The 11267-nt window shown below is 63.0% G+C and carries 12 protein-coding genes; 7 read left to right on the top strand and 5 right to left on the bottom strand.

The genetic code is table 11. From position 1 onward, the window contains the following. Nucleotides 1-2: 2 nt before the first annotated feature. Entirely contained in the window at nt 3-1232 is a 1230-nt protein-coding gene (locus EOA27_RS07320; protein ID WP_245491044.1) for an aspartate aminotransferase family protein, read from the top strand. A 43-nt stretch (nt 1233-1275) separates the two neighbouring features. On the opposite strand, the gene EOA27_RS07315 is transcribed toward EOA27_RS07320, so the two are convergent. The 3 genes from EOA27_RS07315 to EOA27_RS07305 all read right to left on the bottom strand — a co-directional run bounded on the left by EOA27_RS07315 (nt 1276) and on the right by EOA27_RS07305 (nt 3944). Then, nucleotides 1276-1899 (bottom strand): FMN-binding negative transcriptional regulator, encoded by a 624-nt coding sequence (locus EOA27_RS07315; RefSeq protein WP_126078386.1) that lies wholly within the window; start codon nt 1897-1899, stop codon nt 1276-1278. A 181-nt stretch (nt 1900-2080) separates the two neighbouring features. Beyond that, on the bottom strand, nt 2081-2908 hold the full coding sequence (locus tag EOA27_RS07310) for a L,D-transpeptidase (protein ID WP_126078385.1): 828 nt from the start codon (nt 2906-2908) through the stop codon (nt 2081-2083). Nucleotides 2909-3281: 373 nt separating this feature from the next. Then, nucleotides 3282-3944, bottom strand: coding sequence for a haloacid dehalogenase type II (locus EOA27_RS07305; RefSeq protein ID WP_042642109.1), 663 nt, complete (start codon nt 3942-3944; stop codon nt 3282-3284). Nucleotides 3945-4094: 150 nt separating this feature from the next. Between EOA27_RS07305 and EOA27_RS07300 the strand changes: the two genes are divergently transcribed. The 4 genes from EOA27_RS07300 (at nt 4095) to EOA27_RS07285 (ending at nt 7530) form a co-directional block, all read left to right on the top strand. Next, a complete protein-coding gene (locus EOA27_RS07300) occupies nt 4095-4973 on the top strand; it encodes a branched-chain amino acid aminotransferase (RefSeq protein ID WP_126083467.1) in 879 nt (292 codons plus the stop codon). A gap of 203 nt (nt 4974-5176) precedes the next feature. Further along, on the top strand, nt 5177-5779 hold the full coding sequence (locus EOA27_RS07295) for a superoxide dismutase (RefSeq protein WP_126078384.1): 603 nt from the start codon (nt 5177-5179) through the stop codon (nt 5777-5779). Between the two features lie 356 nt (nt 5780-6135). Then, nucleotides 6136-6573 (top strand): cytochrome c, encoded by a 438-nt coding sequence (locus EOA27_RS07290; protein ID WP_042641989.1) that lies wholly within the window; start codon nt 6136-6138, stop codon nt 6571-6573. Nucleotides 6574-6582: 9 nt separating this feature from the next. Further along, nucleotides 6583-7530 carry a cytochrome c gene (locus EOA27_RS07285; RefSeq protein ID WP_126078383.1) on the top strand — a complete coding sequence of 316 codons (948 nt, stop codon included), beginning with the start codon at nt 6583-6585 and terminating at the stop codon, nt 7528-7530. A gap of 8 nt (nt 7531-7538) precedes the next feature. On the opposite strand, the gene EOA27_RS07280 is transcribed toward EOA27_RS07285, so the two are convergent. Then, nucleotides 7539-7928, bottom strand: coding sequence for an SET domain-containing protein-lysine N-methyltransferase (locus EOA27_RS07280; protein WP_126078382.1), 390 nt, complete (start codon nt 7926-7928; stop codon nt 7539-7541). A 99-nt stretch (nt 7929-8027) separates the two neighbouring features. After that, on the bottom strand, nt 8028-10139 hold the full coding sequence (locus EOA27_RS07275; protein WP_127251708.1) for a S9 family peptidase: 2112 nt from the start codon (nt 10137-10139) through the stop codon (nt 8028-8030). Nucleotides 10140-10272: 133 nt separating this feature from the next. Between EOA27_RS07275 and EOA27_RS07270 the strand changes: the two genes are divergently transcribed. Then, nucleotides 10273-10617: an SH3 domain-containing protein gene (locus EOA27_RS07270; RefSeq protein WP_189341955.1), complete on the top strand. Its 345-nt coding sequence runs from the start codon at nt 10273-10275 to the stop codon at nt 10615-10617. A gap of 406 nt (nt 10618-11023) precedes the next feature. Continuing rightward, on the top strand, nt 11024-11267 hold a 244-nt coding region (locus EOA27_RS07265; protein WP_189561977.1), incomplete at its 3' end, for a MucR family transcriptional regulator.

Below are 11267 nucleotides of genomic sequence, written 5' to 3'. Positions count from 1 at the left end.
ATATCGACGCGTCGGGCGGAGCAGCGGTATCCTGCCTCGGCCACGGCCATCCCGATGTTATCGCCGCCATGCACCGGCAGGCCGACACGCTCGCCTATGCCCACACCAGCTTCTTCACCAGCGATGTTGCCGAAGCGCTTGCCGACCGGCTCGTTGCCGACGCGCCGGCCGGCATCAGTCATGCCTATTTCGTTTCTGGCGGCTCGGAAGCGGTCGAAGCGGCGCTCAAGATGGCGCGGCAATATTTCGTCGAGATCGGACAACCGCAGCGCCGCAACATCATCGCGCGCAAGCAGAGCTACCACGGCAACACGCTTGGCGCGCTGGCGACCGGCGGCAACGAGTGGCGCCGCGCCCAGTTCCGGCCGCTGCTCATCGAGACGCACCACATCGATCCCTGCTTCGCCTACCGCTTCCAGGAGACCGGCGAGACCGACCAGGACTATGCCGCTCGCGCTGCGCAGGCGCTGGAGAACAAGCTCATCGAGCTCGGACCGGAGACGGTCATGGCCTTCGTCGCCGAGACGGTGGTCGGGGCGACAGCGGGCGCGGTGCCACCGGTGGCGGATTATTTCCGACGCATCCGTGAGATCTGCGACCGTTACGGCGTCCTCCTGATCCTCGACGAGGTGATGTGCGGCATGGGCCGCACCGGCACGCTGCACGCGTGCGAGCAGGATGGCGTCGCTCCCGACCTGATGACAATCGCCAAGGGGCTTGGCGGCGGCTATCAGCCGATCGGCGCGGTGCTGCTCAGCCGCAAGATCTTCGACGCCTTCGCGAATGGTTCAGGCCTCTTTCAGCACGGCCACACCTATATCTGCCATCCGATGGCCTGCGCCGCGGCGCTCGCCGTTCAGGACGTCATTGCCCGCGACAGGCTGCTCGACAATGTGAAGACGATGGGTGCGCATCTGGCGTGCAGGCTCGGTGAGCGCTTCGGCAACCATCCCCATATCGGCGACATTCGCGGGCGCGGCCTGTTCATGGGCATCGAGCTGGTGGAGGATCGTTCCACCAAGCAGCCTTTCGATCCGAAGCGGAAGCTGCATGCGCGCATCAAGAAGGCGGCCATGGCGAACGGCCTTCTGGTCTACCCGATGGGCGGCACGATCGACGGAGCCAGTGGTGACCACGTGCTGCTCGCGCCACCCTTCATCTGCGATGTCGCAGCCATCGACGCGATCGTCGAGCGTCTCGGCGATGCCATCGGCCAGGCATTGCGAAGCTAACCAATCAGCCGATCAGTTCGTCGGGCCAAGCCGGTCGCGCGGTTCACAGCGGGATGAGCGGCGCGACCTCGCGGTCGGACGGCCGCTCGCTCGCCGCCAGGCCGGCAAGCACGCCGGCGCGATCGGCTGCGTTGCGGTTCTGGCTCATCTTGCGCTTGCCTTCGAGCTTCGTGATCGGCATGCGCAGGCCGACTATGCCCTTCAACTGCGACTGGATGAAATCCGCAGGCGCGTCCGACACAGCCCAGGGGGCGGCGCGCTCGCCTTCATGCAAATTGGTCAGGCGGGTCACCACCTCGAGCAGCCGGTCGGCGTCCTCGAAGAATTCGATCGGCCCATGGGCGTGGACGGCGATATAGTTCCAGGTCGGCACCACCTTCCCGGTCTCCTGCTTGGTCTGGTACCAGGCCGGCGTCACATAGGCGTCCGGTCCCATGAAGATCGCCAGGCCGTCGCCCAGGGCCGGCACGCGCCAGTGCGGGTTTGCCTTCGCGACATGCCCGTAGATGACGCCGTGCTCGCCTTCGCTGTCATCGAGGAAAAGCGGCAGCGGCGTCGCCAGCGGCCCTTCCGCCGTGGCGGTGACCAGCGTCGCCAGCCGCGCGGCGCGGATCGTCGCCTTGAGGCTTTCCTTGTCTTCGTCACGGAAGGCGGGCGGGATGTACATGGCGAAACTCCTTGCGGGCATAAAATGCCTGAAGTCCGGCCCGCTTAGAACATCCCGTCGCGGAAGTTTTGTTTGGTCCAGTCTGGCTGGAGGCCCGGGGCTGATAACCGATTTTCGTCCCGGCGCCAGGCCGCGGTGCCGGCCGCCATATTGGCCAAGCACCGCTGATGGATCGACGTCGTTAGAAAATCTCGTTGGTGAGCCGCTTCACCGGGCCGAGTAGGATCGAGCCCGTCGGCACGCCATTGTCGATCGGTATCGCCTGGCGATCCGGCATGTCCTCTTCCGGCGCGCCGATATTGGCCGTCACGACGACCGGGGTCTTCGTGGGCACACGGTCGTAAAGGTCGATGATGTCCTGGTTGATCAGGCGCACGCAGCCCGACGACACCGACTTGCCGATCGACCACCATTCGGGCGAACCGTGCAGGCGGTAGAGCGTGTCCTGGTTGCCCTGGAAGAGATAAAGCGCACGCGCGCCGAGCGGGTTCTTCAGTCCGCCGGGCATGCCGCCATTCTTGGCGCTGTATTGCGTCAGCTCCGGCTGGCGCGCGACCATCTCGTCCGGCGGCGTCCATTTCGGCCATTTCTGCTTCCACTGCACGACCGCGTCGCCCGACCATTCGAAGCCGGCGCGGCCGAGGCCGACGCCGTAGCGGATCGCCTGGCCGCCCTCGCGCACCAGATAGAGGAAGTGGCCGGTGGTATCGACAACGATGGTGCCCGGGCGCTGCCCGGTCGGATCGGGAACGATCTGGCGCAGGAATCTGTGATCGATCTTGTTCACCGGAATGGCCGGCAGGTCAAAACCATTGTCCGACATCGCGCCATACATCGTCTCATAGTCGCCGAGCGGCGGCTCGACAGGGGCCTGAGGCGGCGGCGTCTGGATGGGTGCTGGGCCTTGGTCGCTGGTCGTGGTGCAGGCGGATAGGGCAGCCGAAGCAGCGCCGAGGGCTGTGAAATTGAGGAAGCCGCGGCGGCTGATGCGGAAGGAAGCGTCTGACATGGTTCCCTTTTCTAGATCAGAACGGCGGTTCGTTGAACCGCCGTTCTGATCTAACTCTTTGTTGGAGCATGATCTTCTCCGAAAACCGGTTCCCAATTTTCGGGATCATGCTCTAGGTCTCAATTCGCAAGAAAGCATGAATGCGAGGGTCCGTCGCCGGCGCCATCCATAACAGTCGGGGCGATAGGCGGTTCCAATTCTGGCCTGAGGGTGGACAGAAAAAGGCGAAGCTGTGACCACGCCACAGCTGTTGCGCTGCAGCAACAGCGGGGTCAGGGCGGTTCGCCACTTCACGGAAACGCCGAACCGCCCTTTCTTTTGTTTTGACGCAACTCCGGACGGAAAACCGCTTCACACTTTTCCTGGAATTGCATCAGACACCTGCCAGCAGGCCGTCGAGCGACGGCAGGATCAGCCCTGGCGGAAAGTCGCGGTATTCATCCGGCTGGTTGGTCCGGTTGATCCAGACTGTACGGAAACCGAACTTCGTCGCGCCCGCTATGTCCCAGCGGTTCGACGACTGGAACGACACCGCGCCCGGATAAAGCCGCCAGCTGGTGACCACCATGTCGTAGACTGACGGGTCGGTCTTGAAGCGTTTGACCTGGTCGACCGAAAAAACGTTGTCGAGGATCTGGTCGAGCGCGGCGGATTTGACCGCGGCGTCGAGCATTTCCGGCGAACCATTGGAGAGGATTGCAAGCTTCGCGCCGGACGCCTTGAGCGCCTTCAGCACGGCCGGCACCTCCGGATAGCAATCGAGCCGCCAATAGGCTTCGAGCAGCTTCGTCCGCAGCGCCGGATCGGCCGAGGGCACCTTGCGCAGCGCAAAGTCGAGTGCCTGCTCGGTCAGTTGCCAGAAGTCGGCGTAAGAGCCCATCAGCGTCCTGACCCAGGAATATTCGAGCTGCTTGGCGCGCCAGATGTCCGACAGCAACTGGCCATCCGGCCCGATCTCGCCGGCATGGCGGCGCACGGCGGCGTGCACGTCGAACAACGTGCCATAGGCGTCGAAGACATAGGCCGCATGATGCATGCTTGAGTTTTGCGGCGCGCAGGCCTGCCATGCAAGCATTGATTGCAGTCAAGTGCCTCTGGCCTCAACGATTTTTCCCGATGTCGGTTGACGACGGCCGTCAAAGCATCGTCCTATGCCGGCCTGAAGTCATCGATCTGGACGGCAAACATGACACTGGCGACGGCGGCGCAAACCGCGACATGCACCTATGTGGACGGCGACTGGTACGAGGGCAACGTTGCCATTCTCGGACCGCGCAGCCACGCCATGTGGCTCGGCACCAGCGTCTTCGACGGCGGCCGCTGGTTCGAAGGCGTGGCGCCCGACCTCGAGCTTCACGCCGCCCGCGTCAACGCTTCCGCCACGGCGCTCGGCCTGAAGCCGTCGATGACGACGGAAGAGATCGTCGGCCTGACCTGGGACGGCCTGAAGAAATTCGACGGCAAGACGGCGGTCTACATCAGGCCGATGTATTGGGCCGAGCATGGCGGCTATATGGGCGTGCCGGCCGATCCGGAGTCGACCCGCTTCTGCCTCTGCCTTTACGAGGCGCCAATGATTCCGCCCTCCGGTTTCTCGGTCACGGTGTCGCCGTTCCGCCGCCCAACCATCGAGACCATGCCGACCAATGCCAAGGCCGGCTGCCTCTATCCCAACAACGGCCGCGCCATCCTGGAAGCCAAGAACCGCGGCTTCGACAACGCGCTCGTGCTCGACATGCTGGGCAATGTCGCCGAGACCGGCACCTCCAACATCTTCCTGGTCAAGGACGGCCATGTGATGACACCGGCGCCAAACGGCACGTTCCTGTCGGGCATCACCCGCTCGCGCACCATCAACCTGCTTGGCGACTACGGCTTCAGGACCATCGAGAAGACTCTGTCGGTTCGCGATTTTCTGGACGCCGACGAGATCTTCTCGACCGGCAACCACTCCAAGGTCGTGCCGGTCACCCGCATCGAGAGCCGCGACCTGCAGCCCGGGCCCGTGGCCAAGAAGGCGCGCGAGCTCTATTGGGAATGGGCGCATTCGACGTCTGCCGCCTGAGCCGCCGGAGTTTCAGTGTTTCACGGAACGGCGACCCACCCTTTCTCCTGTTTGGCGTAATTCCGGACGGAAAACCCTTTCACACTTTTCGGCGAATTGCTCTAAAGTCGCTCGGCGCTTCATTCCGGAGTTGCCCCAACCCATTCCAGACCTATCTAAGTTCGGCAGTTTCACCGGATTTTTTCCTCGAGGGAGTACCATCCATGGCTTTTGAGTTGCCCGCCTTGCCTTACGACTACGAGGCGCTTCAGCCCTATATGTCGAAGGAGACGCTGGAGTATCACCACGACAAGCACCACAAGGCCTATGTCGACAACGGCAACAAGCTGGCCGCTGAAGCCGGCCTTGGCGACCTGTCGGTCGAAGAGGTGGTCAAGCAGTCCTTCGGCAAGAATGCCGGGCTCTTCAACAATGCCGCCCAGCACTACAATCACATCCATTTCTGGAAGTGGATGAAGAAGGGCGGCGGGGGCTACAAGCTGCCCGGCGCGCTGCAGAAGGCCTTCGACAGCGATCTCGGCGGCTATGACAAGTTCAAGGCGGATTTCATCGCCGCCGGCACCACCCAGTTCGGCTCCGGCTGGGCCTGGGTCTCGGTCAAGAACGGCAAGCTCGAGATTTCCAAGACGCCGAACGGCGAGAACCCGCTGGTGCATGGCGGCTCGCCGATCCTCGGCGTCGACGTCTGGGAGCACTCCTACTACATCGACTACCGCAATGCCCGCCCGAAATACCTCGAAGCCTTCGTCGACAGCCTGATCAACTGGGACCACGTCCTGGAGCTGTACGAAAAGGCCCGCGCATGACCCCGAAAATCGTGATCGATTTTCGGAAAGGATCATGCGCAGAATCAAAGCGTTACAGCGTCCTTTGCGCGCCGAAAGGCGCGCGGCGCTGTAAAGGCTGATCAATCTTACTGAAAAGCCCCGGCATGCCGGGGCTTTTCTTTATCTGCCAACACAGCAGATTGATCGCGAGCGGCAAAATCGTGACGGCACCGGGGGAATATTTCCATGGTCGGGTCCGTTAACGTCCGGAGCTTTTCCAGACGAGATGTGGAACAGTTTTCCGTCCGGAATTGTGCCAACCAGGAGATAGAGCATTTCGCCGTGAAACGGTGAATGCCGCAGTCGCGAAATTTTTTCACCACGGAGCCAATTGAATGAGAAAGCTTGTCCTTGCCATCTCTATGCTCGCCTTTGCCGGTTCGGCCGCCTTTGCCGATCCGATCCAGGAGCGCCAGGCGCTGATGAAGGAGCGCGGCAAGCTCGCCGGCCAGTTGTCCAAGGTGGTCAAGGGCGAGGAGGATTTCGACGCGGCCGCCGTGCTGACGACGCTGAAGGCCCTGCAGGCCAATGCCGAAAAGTTCGATGCCGAAAAACTGTTTCCGGCCGGCTCCGACAAGGGCGACACCACGGCAGCACCGAAGATCTGGGAAGACATGGCCGGCTTCAAGGCCGCCGAGGACAAGTTCCTGGCCAACACCAAGGAAGCGGTCGCCTCGCCGCCGGGCGATGTCGATGGTCTGAAGGCGCAGCTCAACACCCTGGGCGGCGATTGCGGCGCCTGCCATCAGAGCTACAGGATCAAGAAGGGCTGATCGCCTGATATGGCTTGGCTGAAGAAGCTCGTCGGCGCCGCCATCGTGCTTGGCGGAGCGGCGGCCGCCGCCGGCTGGGCCCTGTCGGCGCCGGTCAGGCTTGACGCTGGGGCCATCGCGCAGCTCGGGCCCGGCGACGCCGCCAGGGGCAAGCGCATCTTCTATGCGGGCGGCTGCACCTCCTGCCATTCGAAGTCTGGCGCCCAGGGCGACGCCCGGCTGCAGCTGGCCGGCGGGCTGGAGCTCAAGACGCCGTTCGGCACCTTCGTTCCGCCCAACATCTCGCAGGACCGGAAGGACGGCATCGGCGGCTGGAGCGAGGAGGACTTCGCCAACGCCATGCTGAAAGGCGTTTCGCCTTCGGGCGAGCATTTCTATCCGGCCTTTCCCTATGCCTCCTACGCGCGCATAAAGCCGGCCGACATCGCCGATCTCTACGCTTTCATGAAGACGCTGCCGGCGGTCGCCGGCAAAGCGCCGGACCACAAGCTTTCCTTCCCCTTCACCATCCGCCGCGGCATCGGCCTGTGGAAGCTTCTCTATCTCAGTCCCGAGCCGGTGATCGCGCTGCGCGACGGCACGCCGGACAAGGTGCTGGCCGGCCGCTACCTCGTCGAGGGTCCCGGCCATTGCGGCGAATGCCATACGCCGCGCGATTTCGCCGGCGGCGTCAAGAAGGGCGAATGGCTGGCCGGCGCCGTGGCTGCCGAGGGCACCGGCGTCGTGCCCAACATCACACCCGACGGGAAGAGCATCAAGGACTGGTCGGAAGCCGATATCGCCAACTATCTCGAGACCGGCTTCACGCCCGATTTCGATTCCGTCGGCGGCGCCATGGTCGAGGTGCAAAAGAACATGGCGCAGCTGACCGCCGATGACCGCGCAGCAATCGCCGCCTATCTCAAGGCGATCCCGCCGCACCCCAACGGCTATCCGGCGCGCAAGCCGGCGAGTTGACCTTTATCTTACGGGTGGCGGTCGCCCAGGAAATCGAAGCCGTCTTCGAAAAAGTGGTTGTAGTCGCAGGTCAGTTCCTCGCCGGGCGCGATATCGCGCAGCGCGTAGGTTTCCTCGGGCGAGGAGACGTCGCAGTTCGGCTCGTCGGCGTGGTTCATGTAACGCGCGTCGTCCGCCTCGAACACGATGTAGTTTGGATCGCGCCGGTCCGGATAGGAATAGCGGTCGAGATATGACTTTACCGGCCCGCTCTCGCCCTCATAGGTGTCGACGGGAATGCGCCGGTCGAACCTTGGGTCGAGCTTCCAGATCAGCGTGCCCTTTGCAATGCGGTGTTTGGCGAAGACGCCGATGCCCTGGATGGGCGATTTGTCGAGATAGACGTCGACGAGCAGCATGACGAACCTTGTGAATGAGCAGTCGGCGCGGTCCAAGGGCCACCTCCAAAAACGCAGAGCATTGCGTAACGCGCGCCCTTGTCAATTGCGAGTGGAAAATCAGGTCTTCCCGGTCACTTTCAGGGCATAGGCGTAAATGTAGGCGATCTCTTCCAGCCGGGAGAAACGCCCCGAGGCGCCGGCGTGTCCGGAATCCATGTTGATCTTGAACAGGACCGGGTTGCCACCTGCTTTGCGTTCGCGCAGCCGCGCCACCCATTTTGCCGGCTCCCAATAGGTGACACGCGGATCGGTGAGGCCTGCCAGCGCCAGGATCGGCGGGTAGGCGAGCGCCGCGACATTGTCATAGGGCGAATAGGCGGCGATCGTCTTGTAGTCGTCGGCGGACGCGATCGGGTTGCCCCATTCCGGCCATTCCGGCGGCGTCAGCGGCAGGCTGGCGTCGAGCATGGTGGTGAGCACGTCGACAAACGGCACCTCGGCGACGATGCCGCCGAAGCTTTCCGGCGCCATGTTGGCGATCGCGCCCATCAGCATGCCGCCCGCGGAGCCGCCTTGCGCGACGATGCGGTCGTGCCGTGTGTAACGCTCGGCGACGAGATGGCGGGCGCAGGCGATGAAATCGGTAAAGGTGTTCATCTTCTTCGCCCGCTTGCCGTCCTCGTACCAGCCATAGCCCTTGTCCTTGCCGCCGCGCACATGCGCGATGGCGTAGACGAAGCCGCGGTCGACCAGCGACAGGCAGTTGGTGTTGAAGGCCGAAGGCACCGTGATGCCATAGGAGCCGTAGCCGTAGAGCAGGCACGGCGCCGAGCCGTCCAGCGGCGTGTCGCGATGGTAGAGCAGCGAAATCGGCACCAACTCGCCGTCGGCGGCCGGCGCCATCAGCCGGCGCGTGACATAGTGCTCCGGATCGTGGCCGGAGGGCACTTCCTGCGTCTTCAGGAGCACACGCTCGCGGCTGCGCATATTGTAGTCGAACACCTGCACCGGCGTTGTCATCGACGAATAGGTGAAGCGCATCGTCTCGGTGTCGTACTCGTAGGAGCCGGAAAGGCCGAGCGAGAAAGCCTCCTCGTCGAAGGAGATGAAATGCTCCTCGCCGCTGGCGCGCTCGCGCACGACGATGCGCGGCAGGCCGTCCTTGCGCTCGAGTCTCACCATGTGATGCTTGAAACCGAGCACCGAGAGGATCAGCCGGCCGGGCTCGTGCGGCACCAGTTCCTGCCAGTTGGCGCGGACCGGATTGTCGACCGGCGCGGTCATGATCTTGAAATCCTTGGCGCCGTCGGCGTTGGTCAGGATGAAGAAGACGTCGCCGCCTTCTTCCAGGTCGTATTGCAGCCCGGACTCGCGCACCGCCACCAGCCGGGGCGCCGCTGAAGGATTATCGGCCGGCAGAAGCCGGTACTCGGACGTCTCATGGTCGTTGATGCCGACCAGGATCCAGTCATTGGCGCGCGTGCCGCTGACATCCATGAAGAAGCCCGGATCGGTCTCCTCATAGATGAGGCGGTCGTTCTCCAGCTTGTCGCCGAGCTTGTGGAAGAATACTTTCGACGGGCGATGGTTGTCGTCGAGGCGGGTGTAGAAGAAGCCGTCATCGCCGGCATTCCAGACCCCGCCGCCGCCCGTATCCGGGATCTGGTCGGCAAGGTCGGTGCCGCCGGCAACATCGCGCACGCGTAGCGTGAAGAATTCCGAGCCCTTGTCGTCGAACGCCCAGATGAGCTTCTTGTGGTCCGCGGAATGGTCGACGCCGCCGAGCCGGAAATAGGCCTTGCCCTCGGCCTCCGCGTCGCCATCGAGCAGGATTTCCTCGCTGCCGCCATCGCGCGAGGTGCGGAAATAGCGCGGCTGCTCGCCGCCCTGCCGGAAGGACGAGCCGTAGGCATAGGGGCCGTCCTTCATCGGCACCGTTGAGTCGTCCTCCTTGATGCGTCCCTTCATCTCGGCAAACAGCTTGCCGCGCAGATCCGCGGTGCCGGCCATCAGAACGGCCTGATAGGCGTTCTCGGCCTCCAGATAGGCGCGGATCCGGCCGTCAAGCAGGGAAGGATCCCGGAACACGGCCTGCCAGTTGTCGGCCCGCATCCAGGCATAGCCGTCGCTGCGGGTGATGCCGTGATGCGTGTCGGAAACAGGATGTTTCTCAGGCGTCGGCGGGCTGGCGGCCGGGAAGGCGGGAGTCAGGGCGGAAGTGCTGGTCATTACGTCTCGCTGCGGAATTTGCTTGAATGACGAATGAACACGCCACTCAGCGGCGGTTCAAGGGGCACGGCTCAAGATGGTCGACAGAAGCCAAGTCGAAGGGGAAAAGATGAAATCCTGTGTTGCTACCGCTATGTCTGTCGCCGTCCTCGCGGCGGGTCTGACTTTTTCCAGTCCGTCTCATGCAACCGTCTTTGCCGCCTGGCAAGTGGCGGGCGTGCCGTTCGGCGACACGCTCAACGCGCGAAAGTATCCCTCCAACGCATCGCAAAAACAGGCCGCCTATCCGAACGGCACCGTGCTGCAGATGACCGGCCGCTGCACAGGTGGCGTAAATCTGCTCGATATCGCCGGGCAGCCGCAATGGAAGCAGCGCCAGGCGATCCGCTATCGCTGGTGCGAGGTGTGGCACGACCCGGCGCAGAATGGCCATTTCGTCACCGGCTGGGTCTACGGCAAATATATCGCGCCTTATTGACGGACCGTCGGCTCGCCTTGTCGGGCCGGCCGGCAGGGCAGCTACGTTGCGCCATAGGATTCATCGTGCTGGCGCAACAGGCATCCAAGCATTGGTCAAGCATCGCGGGCCATGTCGTGCGGCGATCGGATGTCTAACACGCCAGTGACGCAGCGTCATGGCATGCTGGTCTGGCCAGAAAAATCTCGCGAAGTTACACGCCGCACGAATTTTTGAAGCTGAAACGGCAATATTTGATGAATATCGGCCAATATAAGTCAATATGCGAATTGACTTACTTGCGATGCGGCGTCATTAAGATGACCGACGCGAATCGCAGGGTTTTCCTGAATGAAATTCGCGCGATGCCCGACCTCGGAAAAAAGGGCGCAATTTTAGAAACAACTCTCGTTGGGGCCTGAGCACTATGGAAATCGTCGAAACACCTTCGAAAAACGGTGATGCGCTGATCGAACTGACCGCCGATGTCGTCGCCGCCTATGTCAGCAACAACCCGGTGCCCGTTGGGGAATTGCCGAACCTAATCGCCGACGTCCATGCCGCGTTGGGCCGTGTCGGTGGTTCGCCGGAGCAGCCATCGGCCGAGAAGCAGAAGCCGGCCGTCAATCCCAAGCGCTCTGTCCACGACGACTACATTGTCTGTCTGGAGG

The sequence above is a fragment of the Mesorhizobium sp. M2A.F.Ca.ET.037.01.1.1 genome (assembly GCF_003998075.1).
In the GTDB taxonomy this organism is placed as follows: domain Bacteria; phylum Pseudomonadota; class Alphaproteobacteria; order Rhizobiales; family Rhizobiaceae; genus Mesorhizobium.
The sequence above is the reverse complement of the archived record's forward strand: the minus strand, read 5'-3'. Positions and strand labels throughout refer to the sequence as shown.